The organism is Christensenella tenuis, from assembly GCF_014287795.1.
In the GTDB taxonomy this organism is placed as follows: Bacteria; Bacillota; Clostridia; order Christensenellales; family Christensenellaceae; genus Christensenella; species Christensenella tenuis.
In genome coordinates, this window is sequence record NZ_JACOON010000004.1 from 1 (window position 1) to 19019 (window position 19019).

The window sequence follows — 19019 nt, forward strand, 5'->3', positions numbered from 1 at the left end:
TACCATCGTGATCGCCGCTGTCAGCGTCGTTTTACCATGGTCTACGTGTCCGATCGTTCCGATGTTTACATGCGGTTTCGTTCTTTCAAACTTACCCTTTGCCATTGCTTTTTTCTCCTCCCGAAAAAATCTTTTTGTTGAATGAAGTTTTCACCTCAAATTAGATTTCAGCCGACCTAATACGCTATACTACACTATTTTAAAGTTTTCGCAGGCTTTTGTCAAGCAATTTACCCGCTCTGCGCGGGCTTTACTCCCCTTCCGGTGCAGTTTCCGGATCCGTCACCGGATCGGTCGATTCTTCCGGCGCCGGCGTGGGCTCCGCAGACGGGCTGGGTTGTGCGTTCGGGTCCTCTGACGGCTGCGGCGGATTATTTGCCGCTTCTTCCGCCGCCTTGAGCTCCGCTGCCTGCGCTTTCACATCCTCTATGGACGTACCCGCCGCCGGGACCGGAATCCCGCTGCCAAGCTCTACCACCGGCGCAATTGCGCTGTACGTCGAAGTCGTTACTTTGTATTTTTCACCAACCGGCTCATCGGTTTCTTTATCGTATTTCTGTGCATAAATCGTATACTGCTCACCCGACTGGCCTACCTTTGTACGCTCTACCGCGTATTTATCGAGGGACGAATTCGTTTTATACTGAACGTCCGGCAGGGCTTCCTCTCCCTCGAGGACGCTCTCGAACTTCAGGTAATAATCCCGGTCCACCGGTCCCCAGATTTCCACCGTAATTTTGGAATCGGGGATATTGCACTTAATAATCATTACCATATCGGAATCGTACGGATTTTCTACTTTAAAATCCGGACCGCCTGTGGAAATCGTGGCGTCCATGCCAGCCGGTACATATTTGGCCATAATGGTGTGCGGCACGCGCGCCTTGATCGTCATTTCCGCTTTCAATGCCGCGTTATACATGGTAGACGACACCTGGCAGATGCCGCCCCCAGCCTGGTCTGTATAGGTTCCGTTCTCGATGCCCGGCGCCAGCGCCCAGCCGTTCTCCACCGTCCGGTCTCCTGCCGTGTCGTTGATTGAAAATACCTCGCCCGGTTTAAAAACAGCGCCATTGAGGATATCGCTCATTTTCCAGATATTATATTTCCTGCCCGTTGAAGAACTTGAGCTGATTGTCGTCGTGGCCGACCCCATCAGCACCAATTCGCCTGTCGGCGCTTCCGTACTTCCCTTCAGAATTTCGACCTGCGCGTCGAAAGGTTCAAAGCTTTTGGCCTCGATCTGGCTTTTGACCGTGGCTTTGATCTCATCTACATTCACCGTCCACCCGTCTTTGGGGTCTTGCTTCACGATGGTTCCGCCCGTCGTCATATCGTCTTCATCCGAAGCCTTATCGACTGCATAGGAGGCATCCACCGCTTCCTCGCCCCAGGAGGCGCTGTCCGTATCGATACGGGAATCAAGTTTTGTCTCATCAAACTGGTAATCGAGCGGAAAATCCTTGGCTTCCGGTTCGCCAAACATGAGGTCCCAGCGTTTTCCTTCCCGTCCGTACAGCATCGCAGCCTTAAGCTGGTCTTCATACTCTACGGAGACGCCCACGTCCGCAAGGGGATAGGAATACTGCTCGCCCTGTACGGTAAATTCAATCTTATTATCGTTCTGCAGGCTTTCCGCAACGGGTTTCACTTTGGCTTCGCCTTCCGCATAAGTGAGGCCGCCAAGCTGGATCCCCTCCACAGATACGCCCTCCACAAAAGTTCCCGTGCTGAAAAGCTCTTGTTCATCCTCCGCCGTCAGCTTTACATCCGAAAACATATACGCACAAAAAACAATCGCAACAACCGCCGCGGCAACAACCGCACCGAAGATTGCGACCTTCTTTTTATTCACGACCCTGCGTCCCCGCGCAGGCCTCTTGTACCTCATCCGCCAATTCTCCAAACTGCTTTGTAGTTCTAATTTTATAGTAATATTAATATAACGCATCCCCCCGGTATTGTAAACCAGTCTTCTGATTATTTACAGCATTTTAACAAATTGTGGCACAATAAAATGTACCATAATAAATATACAGCGCTTTCTTGCAAATACGGCCTGCCTGCCGCCCGGTTGCAAAACATGCGCTGCGCGGACTGGTTTTTGCCGCTTGGCAGGGCCGTTCCCGGGATTCATGATAAAAAAAGCCACTTCGAAACGAAGCAGCTTTTCGGATGCTGTTTTTATGTGCCCCCGCCGCCCCCCGCGGGATCGGTCGCCGGGGTTTCCGGCGTTGCCGGGGTCTCCGGCGTTGCCGGGGTCTCCGGCGTTGTCGGAGTTTCCGGTGTCGTCGGGGTTTCCGGCGTTGTCGGAGTTTCCGGCGTTGTCGGAGTTTCCGGCGTTGTCGGGGTCTCCGGCGTTGCCGCGCCTGTTCCGCGCCGGATCTTCGCCGGTTTATTGTCGTACGTTTCTACGCTGAATTTCTCCGTCTTGACAATATTTCCATCTGCGTCCTTATAATATTTATACACCTGATATTTCTTGCCGATGTGTTCCTTGATAATCACCTGTTCCGTTCCGGCCGGCAGGCTTGGATCGTCTATATAATTAACCTTGCCCCCGCCAAACGTACCGATTAGTTCGGAATCAAAATCGCGCGTAAGCCCGTCTTCGAATTTCGGCCCGTAAATCTGCATCCGTATCGTTCCCGCCTGCCCGTCGCATTTAGAGATAATATAGATCGGGATATCATAATTGTTTTTGATTTTAAAATCCGGGCTTCCGGTAGAAATCGTGGCGTCAAGGCCCCCGGGCACATAGTCAAGCGGCCACGAGTGATGCGAACGGTCTACCACTTCCACTTCCGCGCGGATCACCGCACCGTAAAGCGTGGAACTGGTCTGGCAGATGCCGCCGCCCGCTTCTTCCTTATATTCGCCGTCCGAAATTCCGGGCGCTCCTTTCCAGCCGCGCGAATAAGTACGCGGACCTGCTTCGTCGTTGATAGACCACGTCTCTCCCGGCATAATTTCTATACCGTTGATAATATCCGCCATCTTCCAGATATTGTATTTCCGTCCATACGCGGAAGATGTATACTTCGTTTCAAAATCGCCGATTACGGCGTACTGTTCCTTAATCTGCTCGAGCGAAAGTTCGGGCTGGGTAACCTGCGTGTTTGCCGTTACCGGTTCAAAGTTATTCTGTTCGAGCTGCGCATACACCGCGTCTGCAAGTTCCTGGTCATTGACCTCAAGTCCCGTCACCGAATCCTTATACTCAATCTCTATATCCGTGAAGAGCTTATCTTCATCGGTCTGCTTATTCATTACAACGGAAGCGTTCTGTGCGGGAATGTTGATCTTTTCGTCGTTTGCCTGGATGGACGCCAGAATCGCCGCCTGGTCATATGTAAACGGCATTTCGATTTCCACGCCCTGTGTTTTCGCAACCTCGATTGCCTGGCTGCGCTGTGCGAAAGTGCCCTCGCGGCCGTAAAGCATCGCCATTCTGAGCGCTTCGTCCACATCTGCTTTCGCGCCAAGCTGAGAGCTGGTGAGCGTATAGGTGTCTTCGTTTACTTTATAGTCAATCGAAAGGTCTTTCAGGGCTTCGTCAACCTTCGCCTCGATTTCCGGGCGCGCCTCATCCACCGTTTTGCCCGAAAGGTCTACGCCTTCCACCGATACGCCTTCGTAAAACGTGCCGTTATCCAGAATCTGCTGGAGGCCGTCGCCCGCCAGTCCGCGGCTCTGTCCCAGAAAGAAATACGCGAGCACTGCAGCGGCGGCAACCGCCGCAATCACTACAATCAGGATGGCTTTCTTTTTGGTGCTCCACGGTTTGCGCTCCCGCTCCATCAAAAGCGGTTCTTCCAGCTTGTTTTTTCCAAACGTCCGCTGGTCCCCGGGTTCGCTGCACGTCTCGCAGTTTAATTCCTGTTCTTCTTCAGGTTCCGCGCTTTCCGCAGGCTCTTCCCCTGCTCCATCCGGCACGGCGTATACAGCCGGCGCTTCCTCCGGCACGGCTGCGCTTTCCCCTGCCGCATCCTCATGGATGGCGCCGTTTTCCGTTTCAGGCGCGTTCTGCGCGGGGTCCTCCCCAATTTTGCGCGCACTGCGCTTCCTGTTTTCTTCTCCGTTATTTCCTAATTCCCTGGACATAAGCTACCCTTTCATAGTCTCAATCGATTCTATTTCGAACTCACCGTAATGGTATACTGGCGGTTCCTCGGCCCGTCAAACTCGCAGAAATAAATTCCCTGCCAGATTCCGAGGCAAAGGTCCCCGTCCTTTACCGGCACGCTGACATTATTTCCTACGAGGATTGTCTTCAAATGCGCGGGCGAGTTCCCTTCCGCATGATGGTAGGAAATCTTCGGCGTCAACGCATCGAGGGCGCGGATCATATCCGCACAGACATCCGGATCGGCGTTTTCCGTGATTGTGATCCCTGCTGTCGTATGCGGGGAATGGACGAGTACGATTCCGTCACGCAGCCCGCTTCTTGCCACTTCTTCGCGCACACTGCGCGTAATATTCACAAACGCTTCTTTTTTATACGTTTGCAGTTCAATTGTTTTCATATCCCCGCCCCCTTGATCTTTTCTTTCAATTTATAAGAAAGCACGTAAAGGCTGTCTGAAAGATGTACGTTCTCTACCGCGACTCCGCGCCGCACGGCAACGTCTGTCGGCGCAAAATTCCAGATTGCCTTGATGCCAAAGCTCACCAGAAGGTCCGCAGACTGCTGCGCATATTCTTTCGGAGTGCAAATGATGGCAATATCGATGTTCTTATCTTTGAGGTAGGAAGCAAGCGTTGAAATATTCTGTACCTCGCGCCCCAAGACTTCCGCACCAACCTTCGCAGGGTCGTTATCAAAAATATCTACGACATTAAACCCCTCGAGCATAAAGTTTTTATATCCCATCAATGCCTGCCCAATCCGTCCCGCGCCAATGATAATCACATTATAGCGCTGGTCGAGCCCCAAAATACGGGCAATCTCCTTTTTGAGCTTTCTTACGCTGTATCCGTAGCCCTGCTGGCCGAAGCCGCCAAAGCAGTTGAGGTCACGGCGAATCTGTGATGCATTGAGCCCCATTTCAAGACTCATTTGAGAAGACGAAATTTTATCGATTCCTTTGCCTTCAAGGTCTTCCAGGTACCGGTAATATTTTGGCAAACGGCGAATAACCGCCGGTGAAATTTTCTCGCTCACAGGCGTACCTCCAATAATTATGCATATAATCTATTTTATTATACTACACCCGCACTTCCTTGTGTGAAAAAAATTTGCAATTATTTCACAATTTTACACTTTTAATGGAGCCCAAACGCTATTATAGATCGAGAAGGATGGCAAAGGTGTTGCATTAAATCAATAGTTTTTTTATCAGGTATTAAATTCAGGGGGAACGCCGGTGATACACAGGCGGAAAAACATGCGGGGATTTACGTTGATCGAGCCGGCCATCATAATCGCTGTCCTTACGGTTCTTGCAGCTCTTTTGATCCCTGCTATGCTTGGCTATCTTCCCGCGGCACAGCAGCAGGCGTGCCGCCTTCTGCAAAATGCCTTTTGCTTTCAGGCAGCGCCCTGCGCGGACTTGAGGAAGCGGATGCCGTGCAATACCTTGCGTCAGGCAGCATGCCGCCCGATGCCGCCTGCCCTGCGGGCGGAACGGCCACTGTTAAAAAAGATGGAAATGGCTGAACGCTTTCCGGCTGCATCCATAAAGGCGGCGACGGCAAATCGGCCATTGAGGTTGTAAACAAGCGGATACAGGATCTGATGGACAGAGCTTTCTCCGGCTATTTTGCCGCCCGGCCGTCTTTTAAAGAACCGGACTCCGCGGGCCCGAATTTCGGCACTGCAATCCGCCGCGGCCTGGCAAGTTTACTGAACATTCCCGCAGACCAGGCGGATCAATATGATTTCCGTATTTATCACCAAAGCTTGAATGGAAAAAAGGAATATTATGTTTATGTCTTCGATTCATTGAGCGGCCATTCTCCAGGCGGCAGGAGCGCCGCCCGTTATGTCTTCCAAGCGGGTGCGGATGGCAAAGCCCATACTGGACGAAGGAGCGGCTGCCGCAGGGGCCGGGAAGGTTTCGACTAAGCTTGCGGATGGCAAAGGCCAGATCAAATTCCTCGATACCTCCGGGGCTTTCCGGCAGCAGGATTCATAAAAAATACCGCACGCCGGTTCCGGGGCCGGGGTGCGGTATTTTTTTATCGTTTCCGGCGAACTGCCCTGCGTACAGCGCCCGCAACCGCCGCTGCATCAATGCCATATTTTCGCATCAAAGCCGCATACGGCCCGCATTCCGCGTGCGTATCCGAAAGCCCGGCAAATTCATGAGGTACGCCAATCCCCGCAGCCGAAAGCGTTTCAGAGACCGCTCCTCCAAGGCCCCCTATTACGCTGTGTTCTTCCGCTGTGACGATTGCGCCCGTTTCTTCTGCACAGCGGAGTATGAGGGCATTATCTACAGGTTTGACAAAAAACAGGTCCACGACCCGCAGGCGGATTCCCTCTTGTTCCAATTCCTGCGCCGCAAGGAGCGCTTCCCCTACCATCATGCCGCAGGCAATTACAGTTGCGTCCGCTCCCTCGCGTACAATCTTTCCTTTTCCGGGCTCAAAATCTGCGGCTTTACCATACACCGGATGCATCGCGTCACGCGAAAGCCGAAGATACAACGGTCCTTTTTTTTGCAGTGCATACCGCACGGCCCAGTCTACCTGCACCGGATCGCAGGGTACGATTACTTCAAAGCCCGGAAGCGCACGCATGACCGCAAGATCCTCTACCGAATGGTGCGTGGGGCCGTCGAAGGAGTCCGAAAGTCCGCCGTACGCGCCTGCAAGTTTCATATTAAGGCCGGAATAGGAACCATATGTGCGCGCCGCCAGGAGGCCCACGGAAGAAAGAAAAACTGAAAAGCAGTTTACAAACGGTATTTTGCCCTGCGCGGCAAATCCCGCCGCCATGGCCGTCATATTCGCTTCCGCAATTCCCACGTTAAAAAAGCGCTGCGGATAAGCCTTCCCGAACATCCCCGTGAGGGTAGAGCCGGATACATCCGCGTCAAGGACCACCATACGTTCATCGCCGCCGTATTTCGCGAGCGCTTCCCCATAGGCTGCCCGCAATGTTTTTTCCATGCTTATCCCTCCAGTTCACGCAAGGCGGCCGTAAAGCTTTCCCGGTCGATCGGCCTGCCGTGCCAGATATTTTTTCCTTCCATGAAAGACACTCCCTTCCCTTTCACCGTTTCCGCAAGGATGACGGACGGGCCGGGGGCTGCCTGTGCCGCGTCAATTGCGCTGCACAGCGCGGCGATATCATGCCCGTCGCACGAAAATACGTCAAGTCCAAACGCACGGAAACGCGCTTCGAGGTGCGGCATGGGCATAATTTCCTCTTCGGCCCCGTCAAGCTGTACATGGTTCCTGTCCACAATAGCAATCAGGTTCCCAGCATTAAATTTCGCTGCGCTCATGCAGGCTTCCCACACCGTTCCCTCGTTGAGTTCGCCATCGCCCAGCACCACATAAACCGTCGCCGGATTTTGGTCGAGTTTCAGGCCGAGGGCCATGCCAAGCCCCGCCGAAAGCCCCATGCCAAGGGGGCCGGACGTGAGTTCCACCCCCGGCGTATGGTTCATGCACGGATGTCCTTGGAGCCTTGTATCGATATGGCGCAGCGTTTCTAATTCCTCTTTTGGGAAGAAGCCTTTTTCCGCGAGGATAAGGTACAGCATTGGCGCGGCATGCCCTTTGGAAAGAAGAATCCGGTCCCGTTCTTCTCCCCTGCCGGTATTCGCTTTTTCGAAATACAGCACCGTCAATATTTCACATACGGAAAGCGAGCCTCCGGGATGTCCGGACTGCGTTTTATAAAGCAGCCGGATCAGTTCCGCGCGGAGTTTGCGGCACAGGGCGTCAAGTTCTTTTTTTCGCTCTGGCAAAAGCATAATAACCTCCATTTGAAAGACAGGCACGGAAGAACCCTCAGGATTTCCGCGCCCGCTGTGTCCATGGGCCGCGCGGGAAATCTGCACATCCCGCGCGGCAGCGTATTGGTTCAGATATTTACCTGTTTTTTGGGCACAGAAGCCACCAAGATGCCAATCAGCAGGATACCTTGTATCAGGTTTTGCATCGACGCCTGCAGCTTGGAAACGTTCAGGAACGCCACAAGCATGGTGAGCATCAGCGCGCCCATAATCGTGCCGAGCACGCTCGATTTTCCCCCTGCGACGCTCGTTCCGCCGATCACCGTTGCCGCAATGGACGTGAGCATATAGGAAATACCCATATCCTGGAACGCCCCGCCGAAGTAGCCCCCAAGGAAAATACCCGTCAGGCCGGCAAGTACCGAACTTAAAATAAACGTCAGGATAACGGTTTTAGGAACGCTGATTCCCGCAAGCTGCGCAGCTTTGCGGTTTTGGCCAACCGCATGCAGCCGTTTGCCGTATTTGGTTTTATAGAGCAGCACCGCCACAAGCGCCGCAATCCCCAGCGCCACCAAGATAATCGGCGATATTCCGCCGATCCGCGCTTTCTGCGCAAACCATGAAATTTCCGGCGCAGGCGTACCGGGTATGCTGGCCGACATCACAAGCACAATTGAATAAACGATGTAACCCATGGCAAGCGTTGTGATCATCGGCGGCACCTTGATATAGATATTCACCAAACCGTTCAGCAGCCCGACGCATGCGCACACCGCTATTGTCAGGATAAAACCCGGGAAAGCACCCATCTGCATCATTGACATAGACGCAAAATATGCGCCCAGCGCGACCGTATACTGGATCGAGAGATCGATTCCGCCTTCTCCGCTGGTCATAACGGCCGTCTGCCCAAGGCTCAATATAATCAGGTAACTGGCCAGTGTGAAATTTGTGACGAGTACGTCGAGACTCAGGCCGCCCGAAATCGCGCCGATGAGAATCCACAATGCAACCGCCCCTATGAGCGGCCACACCCAGATGTTTTTCCCCAGCCATTTTTTGCGGTCGATATTTTTTCCTTCCGCGCTGCGCATACCGATATCTTTCATCATCATGTCAGGCCTCCTTCCTGCGGCTTACGAGTTTAATTGCAAGCGCGCCGATGAGAATCAATCCAGTGACCGCGCTTTGCAGGTTCGAATCGACGCTCAGGAAAGTGAGCAATACGGAAATGCTTGAAATTGCAAGCGCGCCGCACGTGACGCCCACCGGCGAGGAAATCCCTCCCGTAAATTCGCAGCCGCCGAGAATGATCGTTGCGATACTCAGCATTTGATATGTGGCTGTGGCATTAACGTCGCCGCCGATCGAAATGACGGTTACGGACATGCCCGCACACACAAGGAGCGCCCCCGCAATCATGTAGGTGACGACAACCGCCGTCATGCGCGACCATCCCGCCCGCGCAACCGCAACGGGGTTGTTGCCGTTTCCGTTGATAATCATGCCGTATTTGGAACGCTTTACAATCCACCATGTGCCAAACCCCGCGAGCGCGGCGATAACGAGAGGCATCGGAATTCCCGGAAACTGGAATTTAAAAAATGCCGTCAGCCATTCCGGGCATCCGCCGCCCGGCGTGGGCGAAACAATCAGGCCGATGCCGAGCCAGATATACGACGCGCCCAGTGTTACAACGATCGCCGGAATACGCGTGGAATAGATAAGCGCGCCCATGGCGCCGTATGCAACCACGAACAGGATCAGCGCACCGGCCCCGAGGCCCGGATTGTTCATGACCGTGAATGCGACAATTACGTTGGTCAGCCCCACCGCCATACCGTTCCCCATATCAATACCGCCCGAAATCACAAGGAACATCTGGGAAAGCGCGATGAATACAAGCGGTACCGCCGAACTGAACAGCATATTAATACCCGTATAGGATACGATATTCGGATTGAGCGATGCGTTGATGATGAAAATGGCAAGGAGCGTAATGATTGGAAGCGCGGCACGGTTGCGCAGCAGTTTCCCGGGCAGGCTCATTTGCCTGGCCTCTTTTTTGGACTCCTCTTTCCGGCTGTCTGCACCGGATGGTTCCTGTGTATTTTCAAAGGAAGCCGTAACAATATTCTTCACCGAAATTTCGCGCCCGGTAAGCTCGGCGACGATGCTGCCCTGCCGCATGATGTAAATCCGGTCGCACTGTTCCATTTCAAGGTCTTCGGTGCTGTGCAGGATAATGGTTTTCCCGGCGCGGCGCGCTTCCTCCATCAGCCGGTAAATTTCCTGTTTGGTTTCCACATCTACCCCGCACGTCGGATCGTTCAGGAGGATAATGCCTGCGTTCGCCGCAATTCCCCTTGCTATGAGGGCTTTTTGCTGGTTCCCGCCCGAAAGGCTTGTGATTTCGTCTTTTGTTCCGTTCGCAATAAATTTCAGCTTGTCGTACCAGCGCTGTGCAAGCGACCCGCTTTTTTTGTTGTCGATAAAGCCGTTTGTCGTCACCTGTTCGAGGCTGGATACGACCATATTGTCCGCAATGTTCCACAGCGGGAAAATTCCTTCCGTATTGCGGTCCCCGCTGACATAGGAGGCTTTGGTGTCCACGCGGATCGCCGGGTTCTTTTTCCCGTTCGCCGCCCCAAATATTTCAAGGATCAGCTCTTTTTGCCCGGAGCCGGCAAGCCCGGAAATTCCAATGATTTCCCCTTTTTTGATGTTCATATGGATTCCATGAAGGACGTCTGTAGTAAGGTTCTCTATGGTGAGCACATCCGGGTTCCCGCTGAAATCAGCCGCTTCCCGCTGGGAAACCGTAACCTTCCCTCCCATGACTTCCACCAGCTCCTGCGGCGAAATTGCGTCAATGGTTGTTTCAAGCACGCATGCGCCGCCCTTCATAACGCTTACACGGTCGCAGATGAGGTCAATTTCATCCAGTTTATGTGAAATGTATATAATTGCAACTTGTTTTTCGCACAGCTTCCTCATATAGTTGTGCAGCTGCTGTATTCTTTCTCCGTTCAGGGACGATGTAGGTTCGTCCAGGATCAATACCTGCAGATTCTGATTGGACATTGCCTTTGCAATCTCTATCATCTGCCGCTGGGGCAGTGACAGGCTGCTGATCGGCGCTTTTACGTTAATGTGATTGTTGGGAAACACCGTGTCGAGATAGGCCTTCGTTTGCTTCGCCGCCTTTTTACGCCAGCCACGCTGCCCAAACGGCTTGTGATCCATGTGGTTGATCATAAAATTTTCGTAGGCGTTCAGGTTGGTACACAGGGAAAGTTCCTGGTACGCGCACGCGATTCCATGCTTTTTTGCATTTGACGCGCTGTAGTCGCTCCCCACTTTTTCCGCACCGCCAAAGACGACCTCCCCGGATGTCGGCGGGTAAACCCCTGTGATGACCTTCATCAATGTAGATTTTCCCGCGCCGTTCGGCCCGACTACGCCAATGATTTCACCCGGAAAAATCTTCAGGTTCATGCCGTTCAAGGCGTGCGTGTGTCCGAACGTTTTGGTGATGTCCCGCAATTCAAGATAAGGTGTTTTTTCTACAGTTTGATTTTTATTCATCTCTTCATACCCTTTATCTTTTTTCCGGGCAAGCCCCCGGCGTCATGCCGGCAGCATTTGCCCTCCCCCGCAAAGGGGGTTGTGCGGAGCCGGATTTGCGTCCGGCCCCGCCGTATTTTCCCCGAATGATGCGTTTCTCACTGGGTGTACAGCGTATCCTGTACCCACTGGTAGGTGTACATCTGGTTTGCGATCGCGTCTGCGTCCATGGATTTGTAATAATCGATATTATCGACCATATCCTGCTGCGTGATCTCGATGCTGCCTACGTTCATTTCCCGCGGGACGTCTTTTCCTCTTAGGATATCGACTGCGACGAACAGGCCCGCCGCCGTGATTCCCGGGTTTGTGGTCCATGAATAAGTCTCATAACCATTTTCTTCATATTCATTTGCCCACCAACTGAGGAAATTACCGCGGTTGCCGCCGATGACAAGCGGAACTTCCCGGTTGGCCGCCTCAAACGCCTGCACTGCGCCATAACCGTCGCCGCCTTCGCCAATGACCGCGTCTACGTTATCGAGGCTCGGCAGGATGGAAGCGATCTGCTGCTGCGCGACGGAAGTTGTCCATTCGCTGTATACCTCGCCGACAATGTTGATATCCGGGTACTGTTCAAACACCTGCATCATGCCTGCATAGAAACCATCGTCGGACGGTACGCCCGCAATGCCGCGGGAGATCAGTACGTCGCCCTTGCCGTTAAGACGGTCTACCACATATTCCGCCGCCGGCGTAATTGCCGCCGTGTAGTCAAAATTAATCTGGTAGCATTTGTCTGTCGTAACCGGGCCGCCGTTTGCGATGATTACCGGAACGCCCGCCGCTTCCGCATCTTCGATCGCGCCGTTTAAAGCCGTTGCGGAACCCGGGTCAACGATGATCGCATCCACGCCTTTTAAAACGAGGCTCTGGATCTGGGAAACCTGGGTGGCGTTATCCTGGTTGGATTCCACGATGATATAATCGGAGAGCACGCCTTCCGCTTTCAGTTTGTCCGCCAATTCTTTGAACAGGGCCTCTTCTGTCTGCCGGTAGGTATTGCCGTTATAGGAATTGCTGAATCCGATGACAAAACCGTCTTTGGTCAGGTCAAACCCTTCCATGTAATCCACTTCGTCTCCCGTTCCGACGGCGCTTTCCGTTGAGGGAGTTGAGGCAGCTTCCGCCGAAGCGCTTTCCGCAGGCTCCTCGGAAGCGGCCTGCGTCGGCTCCGCCGAGGCGGCAGTGCTTTCTTCCGCCGGCGCTGCGCTGCATCCAATCAGGGTAAGCGCGAGAACCGCGGCCAGCATCAGGGCTACATACTTCATTAGGATTGCTTTTCTCATTTCTTTTCCTCCATTTTTTATTCAGTGCTCCGGGATTCCCCGGGCAAAAAAGATTCAAATGCCGATGGGATACTTTCCATATTTGCGCCCCGCTTCATAGAGCGCAAATACGTTTTCGTTGGGTACGTCGTCGTGTACGCTGTGATCCGAGGCAAGAATGTAGCCGCCGCCTTTTGCCGCGGCGCGGATGCACTCCCGTACTTCCTCTTCCACGTCCTGCGTACTGCCCGTGACAAGCGTCGTTTTGTTGTTGACGTTGCCTATGAGCATTATTTTATCCCCGTATTCCTTTTTGATTTCAAAAATATCCATGCCGGCAGCGCGTTCCATCGGATGATAGCCGGCAATTCCGCCTTCCTCCACAAGCTTCGGCAGAAAATCGGCAATCCTGCCGTCGCTGTGCATAATGGTTTGCGCACCGTGTTTGCGGAAGGTCTCTACCATACGCCTGACTTCCGGCAGCACAAACTCCGCGAACAATTCGGGCGATATAAACGGCGCCGTATTGCTGCCGTAATCATCTGCGAATAAGAGCGCGTCCGCCCCTTCTTCAAGCATCCGCAGGCCGCCCGCGATGGAAAAATCCGTCACCTTTTTCAAGATATCGCGGATCATTTCCGGCTCGGTATACATTCCGATGCACATTTCCGTAAATCCGGTTAAAAGCCAGCTCCCGCTGAACGGTCCGCGCACATTCCCGATGATAAACTTATGGGAATCCCGGTTCATCCTGACTGCCGTTTTGATCCCGTCCGTGCGGGATAAAACCGCCGGATCGGGCATTGTATAATTCTTCCAGTCCTCCGGTGTTTTGACCGGAAAATCCACCGGTGCATCGGACGGCCACGCGTTCTCTTCTTTCTGGTAAGTTGTACCCCATTCATCCCGGTAACGGTCCGCTTTGTTATACTCAAAGCTGCTGTAGCCGCCAAAGGGAATCACGACGGCGTCATAACCCACTTTCTGCGCGCATTTCATGATATAATCCGCCGTATAGGCCTCGGGTACCGACCCTACGACTTCCTTGAAAAATTTCCTGCTGTATACAAATTCCAATATCGGCACCGTGTCCGGCTCCCGATGGGAAAATGTGCATTTGACCCGTTCGTCCGATCTCATAATATGGCTCCTTATTCGTAAAACTCCGGCGCAAGCCGGAAGGTTTTAAACTGTTCCATGTCGTGCGAGAAAAAAATCTTCGCATCATATTTTCTCTGCAAATCGCGCAGTTTTTCTACTGTTTCCCCAAACCCGATGGAATCGTAGAGAAAACCCGGCGGCCGGGATGGCGGGCCGTAATTCAGGCGCATTCCGCAGGCATCTGACGGGAAGATATACGTCCCGGATTCCGTGTGCAGCATTAGTCCGAGAACCGATGGCGTATGGCCTGTGAGGGAGATTAGTTCGATTTCATCGTTGATCTTGTAGTCCTTATCGATAAAACGGTAGGTAAGCCCCGGGAACTCATAATTCCATTTGAAATAACCTCCGGCGACAGGGTTCGGCGTACAATGCGTATTTGTGATGCCAACCGCATAATCTTTTCCCGGCGCGATTACCTCCTGCCCCGCTTTGGTATCCGCGAACAATTCTACGCCGCCGATATGGTCCCAATGCGTATGCGAAACCACAACCATATCAATATCGTCTTTTGTGAGTCCTACGCTTTTGAGGCGGTTTTCAAGATAATCCTCCTCTGTGGCAATCAGCGGAAAAATCTCAAGGAAACTTTCCGGGAGCCTGCCTTCGTTATCTGCCGGGCAAAATCCCGTATCATACAGCAGCCATCCGAGGTCATCATGGTGTACCAATACGGAATAGCAGGGAAACTGCCCCCATATTGCCTCGGGATGCTTATCCGACCGTGTCCCCGGCCGTGGAAGCGCCACATTTTGCGCGAGGTCGCCTTCGATAATTCCATGGCTCAAAATCGTAAACTTAACCTTGGGCATGCTTGTTCCTCCTCTTTTATTTCGTTTTCTCTTTGAATGGTTTTAGGCTATCCCACCGCGGCGGGCGCTTTGTACGCAGGCCCGCCGCAGCGGAAGTTGGCAGTTGCACAGGCACGTTTTTGCGGACGTGCTTATGTCATGAATTGTTGTTTTCTATCGGTCCCTTTTTATAGTTTTCAACGTCTCCGTGAAGTTTCGTTACCGCATCAGAAGGCCGCCGTTTACATCGATCGTCGCGCCCGTAAGGTAGGACCCGAGGCCGCTTGCGAGGAAATAGACCGCGCCCGCGATATCTTCGGGCGTACCGAGCCGCCCAATCAGCACGGAAGATGGATCATCGCGCCCCCGCGTCATTTCCGTTTCGATAAATCCCGGGCATACAGCATTGGCCGTGATGCCGTATTGCGCGCCAAACCGTGCATAGGACTTTGCAAGACAGATTGCCCCTGCCTTGGCTGCGGAATAATCCGGGCTGACCTTAAGGCCGCCGATCTGGCCTGCCATGGAGCCAATGTTGATAATACGCCCCCATTTTTTCTTCATCATCTGGATGGTCGCTGCCTGGGAGCAGAGATGGGCGCCCCGCAGGTCAATGTTCATCAGCCGGTCCCACTGTTCCACCGTCATTTCCGGAATTGGGGTGTTGTTGTTGATGCCCGCGTTGTTCACAAGGATATCCACGCCCCCGAAGCGCTTTTCGATTTCCGCTGCGACTTCCGTCACGGACTGCGGATCTGCCACGTCGAGCCGGAGCGCTTCCACATCAAGCCCTTCCGCCTTCATCCGGCCTGCCGTGTCCTGCATGGCCTGAAGATTCAGGTCTGCGCCCACCACCTTTGCCCCATGCTGTGCAAAGATGCGCGTCACCGCCGCGCCGATTCCCTGGGCCGCACCCGTGACCCACGCCGTTTTTCCGACAAGATCTTTCATAGCCGTCACCTACTTTACATACTCTTCCAGCTTGCCGTACACGTCGATAAACGAACCAAGCGTCAGCTGCACCGGGATATAATCATCAAATTCTTCCGGTTCCATGGCGTCCGGTTCATATGCTTTCACAAAGATACCGCTTTTACGGAGCTGCGCCAGTTTTTCCTCCGCAACCGGGACGTCTACCATCGGGCTTACCTGCAGGGGTTCTCCGTCGTATTCTTCCGCCTTATCCGGGAAAGAGGAAATCACAATTTTCGATTCCCCATGATCTGTAATAGAAGCGTCGAAATTCCATGCCCCGCGCAGGGAGGCGACCAATATTTCCACGTGCCTATAGCCGTTTTTCAGGATTACGTCCCGGTAGACCCGCTGTGTTACCAGGCGGCTCGCCAGCCGGGCAAGTTCTCCCGCATCCGGAACGCCCGCTTTTTCAAGTTCCTCCCCAACCGGCCCGTCGAGGCGGCCCGCCATAACCGTCATATAGGAGAGATCCGCCCTGCCGCTTTCAATGGTCTGCGCAAACGCAATACACTGCGGCACACTGAAGTTCACCGTGATATTGACGCCGATGCCTTCCGCCGTGAGCCTTTTCACTGCGTCAAGCGCTGCAAAAGTGCCCGGTACTTTGAACACGACGTTGGGTTTTCCACCCAGCGCTTTGCCCATCGTTTCATAGGCAAATTCCACCTCTTCCACCATTTTGCCGGCATCTTTATAATTTTTGGGGCTTACCTGATAGTTTACATAGCCGAGTTTCGCGCCTGAAAGCCGGTAGATGGGCCGCAGGGCACGCGCATTGTTGAGCACTACGTCCATGGTCAGGTAAGAAATTTTCCGCTGTGCCGGATCGTTTGGATGCCGCTCTTTAATCGCGTCGCGCACCTTGTCGAATACATCGGGACACGCTTCCCGGGCCATATTTACAATCGGCGGATTTGTCGTCACCAGCGCCGCGCCCCGCCGCATGGCTTCCATGATTCCAATCCCGTTGTCGTTTCCCCAATAGTTATGGATGACGCCTTCCGCCGCAAGCTCGGTCAGGCGGATCAGCTTACTGTTTGCAAAGGACGCGATTTCGCGTTCCGCCGCCGCAGCCTTATCTTCGTATCCGCAGCTCCGCACCGCTGCGAGGAACGCATCGGCCTGCCTTTTCAGTGTTTCGCCGCTGACAGGGTCTTTCTGTGTTTTCGCCCGCAGCGTCCAGTTTGGCAGATAGGACATTAAATCCGCCGCCGCGTCCGCCAGAAGCTGCGCAATTTCTTCTTTTTCCGCCGCCGAGGCCTGTGCGAAACGCGCGCCATAGCGGGCGAGAACCGCCTCGCACCGGCGTTCAAAATTACACGGCGTGGCTTCGAAGATCAATTCATTCCTGAGCGCAATCCAATTTTCATACATTGACATTATTTTTTCCTCCGGTTCCAATTGAATCAAGTTTTAGCTGTCTGCGGGGCGGACGGCTCCGTTACGCGCACGTCCAACCGCCGTCCACATAAACGACCTGCCCCGTGATAAACTCCGATGACTTTCCGCACAGGAAGATGACCGGCCCTGTGAGGTAGCTCGGCATGCTCAGCCTGCCCTTGGGCATCCTGCTCATAACCCAGTCCATCGTTTCCTTTTGCTGGAGCATTTCGCGGTTAATATCCGTCAGGGTAAAAATGGGCGCAACCGCGTTTACGTTGATGTTCTTTTTTGCCCATTCAATTGCCAGCGACCGCGTAAGCTGATCGACCGCGCCTTTACTGGGAGCGTAGGCAAGGTCGCGTGCGCGGCCCTGCATTCCACGCACGGAAGAAATGTTTACAATCCTGCCCTTTTCCTTTTCGAGCATATACCGGCCGACAACCTGGCAGGGCAGAAGGGTGCCCTTCACGTTCACCGCCATTACCTTATCCCAGATGTCCTCTTCAAAATCCACGGCGTCCTGCAAATGCGCAATGCCCGCGCAGTTGACGAGAATATCGATTTTTCCGTGTTTGTCATAAACGGCTTTCGCCATTTCTTCCACGCTCTTTTTGTTGGTCACATCGGTCACGATGCCCATTGCTTCGCCGCCGTTTTTTGTAATCTGCCCAACTGATTCTTCCAGTTTTTCCCGGTTCAGGTCCGCAAGCGCAACCTTTGCGCCGAGCGCAGCCATGGCCGCGGCAATTTCCTGTCCGATACCGCCTGCCGCACCCGTAAGGACGGCGACTTCTCCTTCAATGCCAAACATGTCTTTTTCCGTATACTCCATTTTTTCTTCCTCTTTTCGCTCTGGATTTGTTTATGGTATCAGCAATACTTTGCATCCCTTGCCCGAAAGGGCAATTTCAAACGCTTCCTCAAACTTCTCGAGCGGGAACCTGTGCGTAATGATATGTTCGAGATTCACCTTGCCGGAAAGAAGCGCTTTTTCCGCCTTATCCCAGGTCCAGAACATACTTCTGCCCCAGTTGCCCTTGATTGTCGTTTCCCCAAGAGTGATATAACGTTTCGGGTCTTTGATCGTGATATCGCCGTGAGGATTGCCCACCATGAACATCCGCGCCCCGCGCAGGAGTGTATGCAGACCTTCATTTATGACGTGTTCATTGCCCGAAGCTTCAATAACGGCATCGATTCCGCCCGTCTCTTTCAGGATAATCTCTGAAAAGTCCGCATAGTCTTTTGAGTTGATTACGTCCGTCGCGCCGTTCTTCCGTGCAAGCTCAAGACGCATCGGATTAATATCCACCGCGTAAATCCGGTATGCGCCAAGCGCGGAGGCCAGTGCGATAGCAAACTGCCCGATGGGTCCGCATCCCGTGACGCACACGGTCGACATCCCGACTTCGGATTCAAACACCGGGCGTACCACTACGCCGAGGGGTTCCAGCATCGCTCCCTGCTCCCAGGTCATGCCTTCCGGCAAAACGCGGACGCCGGTCTCCCTGGCCATCGCATACTCCGCAAAGCAGCCGTCTATGTTATGCCCGAACAGCCCCATATCCTGACACAAATGCGGTTTTCCAAGCTGGCACATTTTACAGTGCCCGCATGGAATATGGCTGTCGAACGCCACATGGTCGCCAAGTTTTACATGCGTGACCGCCTCGCCGATTTCTACGACTTCACCCGCACATTCATGCCCGGGAATGAACGGAAAGGAACCGACGAGCCCTTCACAAAAGCCTTTATCCCATACATAAAAATTAAGATCGCTCCCGCAGATCGCCGCCGCTTTTACGCGAATCACTACGTCGCGCAGGCCCGGTTTTGGCCTCGGGACATCTCGAAGTTCAAATCCTTTTTCCCTGTTTGTCTTTACCACTGCTTTCATGATG

Annotated in this window: 18 protein-coding genes; 2 read left to right on the top strand and 16 right to left on the bottom strand. The window is 53.5% G+C overall.

Features of this window, described 5'->3' with window-relative positions; translation table 11 throughout:
• The 5 genes from H8S18_RS07615 to H8S18_RS07635 all read right to left on the bottom strand — a co-directional run.
• A partial coding sequence (locus H8S18_RS07615; protein WP_207721724.1) for a GTP-binding protein occupies nt 1-105 on the bottom strand: 105 nt, incomplete at its 3' end.
• Nucleotides 106-250: 145 nt separating this feature from the next.
• Entirely contained in the window at nt 251-1891 is a 1641-nt protein-coding gene (locus H8S18_RS07620; protein ID WP_186857717.1) for a VanW family protein, read from the bottom strand.
• A gap of 293 nt (nt 1892-2184) precedes the next feature.
• Nucleotides 2185-4104, bottom strand: coding sequence for a VanW family protein (locus tag H8S18_RS07625; protein WP_186857718.1), 1920 nt, complete (start codon nt 4102-4104; stop codon nt 2185-2187).
• A 29-nt stretch (nt 4105-4133) separates the two neighbouring features.
• Entirely contained in the window at nt 4134-4526 is a 393-nt protein-coding gene (locus H8S18_RS07630; protein WP_186857719.1) for a secondary thiamine-phosphate synthase enzyme YjbQ, read from the bottom strand.
• Nucleotides 4523-5164, bottom strand: coding sequence for a redox-sensing transcriptional repressor Rex (locus H8S18_RS07635; protein WP_186857720.1), 642 nt, complete (start codon nt 5162-5164; stop codon nt 4523-4525). The genes H8S18_RS07630 and H8S18_RS07635 overlap by 4 nt, the downstream gene beginning before the upstream one ends.
• A 223-nt stretch (nt 5165-5387) precedes the next feature.
• Between H8S18_RS07635 and H8S18_RS07640 the strand changes: the two genes are divergently transcribed.
• Both H8S18_RS07640 and H8S18_RS07645 read left to right on the top strand, forming a co-directional pair.
• Nucleotides 5388-5717 carry a hypothetical protein gene (locus H8S18_RS07640; RefSeq protein ID WP_186857721.1) on the top strand — a complete coding sequence of 110 codons (330 nt, stop codon included), beginning with the start codon at nt 5388-5390 and terminating at the stop codon, nt 5715-5717.
• A 267-nt stretch (nt 5718-5984) separates the two neighbouring features.
• Nucleotides 5985-6137, top strand: a complete 153-nt coding sequence (locus tag H8S18_RS07645) for a hypothetical protein (RefSeq protein ID WP_186857722.1) — start codon at nt 5985-5987, stop codon at nt 6135-6137.
• A gap of 43 nt (nt 6138-6180) precedes the next feature.
• Here H8S18_RS07645 and H8S18_RS07650 read toward each other — a convergent pair whose 3' ends face one another.
• The 11 genes from H8S18_RS07650 to H8S18_RS07700 all read right to left on the bottom strand — a co-directional run bounded on the left by H8S18_RS07650 (nt 6181) and on the right by H8S18_RS07700 (nt 19015).
• Complete coding sequence (locus H8S18_RS07650) at nt 6181-7116, bottom strand: transketolase family protein (protein WP_186857723.1); 936 nt, start codon at nt 7114-7116, stop codon at nt 6181-6183.
• A gap of 2 nt (nt 7117-7118) precedes the next feature.
• Nucleotides 7119-7928 carry a transketolase gene (locus H8S18_RS07655; RefSeq protein WP_186857724.1) on the bottom strand — a complete coding sequence of 270 codons (810 nt, stop codon included), beginning with the start codon at nt 7926-7928 and terminating at the stop codon, nt 7119-7121.
• A gap of 110 nt (nt 7929-8038) precedes the next feature.
• Nucleotides 8039-9028 carry an ABC transporter permease gene (locus H8S18_RS07660; protein WP_186857725.1) on the bottom strand — a complete coding sequence of 330 codons (990 nt, stop codon included), beginning with the start codon at nt 9026-9028 and terminating at the stop codon, nt 8039-8041.
• Nucleotide 9029: 1 nt separating this feature from the next.
• Complete coding sequence (locus H8S18_RS07665) at nt 9030-11501, bottom strand: ATP-binding cassette domain-containing protein (protein WP_186857726.1); 2472 nt, start codon at nt 11499-11501, stop codon at nt 9030-9032.
• Between the two features lie 137 nt (nt 11502-11638).
• Nucleotides 11639-12829 (bottom strand): substrate-binding domain-containing protein, encoded by a 1191-nt coding sequence (locus tag H8S18_RS07670; protein ID WP_186857727.1) that lies wholly within the window; start codon nt 12827-12829, stop codon nt 11639-11641.
• A gap of 54 nt (nt 12830-12883) precedes the next feature.
• Entirely contained in the window at nt 12884-13948 is a 1065-nt protein-coding gene (locus H8S18_RS07675; protein ID WP_186857728.1) for a uroporphyrinogen decarboxylase family protein, read from the bottom strand.
• An 11-nt stretch (nt 13949-13959) separates the two neighbouring features.
• Nucleotides 13960-14781: an N-acyl homoserine lactonase family protein gene (locus H8S18_RS07680; RefSeq protein WP_186857729.1), complete on the bottom strand. Its 822-nt coding sequence runs from the start codon at nt 14779-14781 to the stop codon at nt 13960-13962.
• Nucleotides 14782-14979: 198 nt separating this feature from the next.
• Nucleotides 14980-15711, bottom strand: a complete 732-nt coding sequence (locus H8S18_RS07685; protein ID WP_186857730.1) for an SDR family NAD(P)-dependent oxidoreductase — start codon at nt 15709-15711, stop codon at nt 14980-14982.
• A 9-nt stretch (nt 15712-15720) separates the two neighbouring features.
• Complete coding sequence (locus H8S18_RS07690) at nt 15721-17115, bottom strand: transaldolase family protein (RefSeq protein WP_186857731.1); 1395 nt, start codon at nt 17113-17115, stop codon at nt 15721-15723.
• A 61-nt stretch (nt 17116-17176) separates the two neighbouring features.
• Entirely contained in the window at nt 17177-17950 is a 774-nt protein-coding gene (locus H8S18_RS07695; protein ID WP_186857732.1) for an SDR family NAD(P)-dependent oxidoreductase, read from the bottom strand.
• Nucleotides 17951-17980: 30 nt separating this feature from the next.
• Nucleotides 17981-19015 (bottom strand): zinc-binding dehydrogenase, encoded by a 1035-nt coding sequence (locus H8S18_RS07700; protein WP_186857733.1) that lies wholly within the window; start codon nt 19013-19015, stop codon nt 17981-17983.
• Nucleotides 19016-19019: the final 4 nt, after the last annotated feature.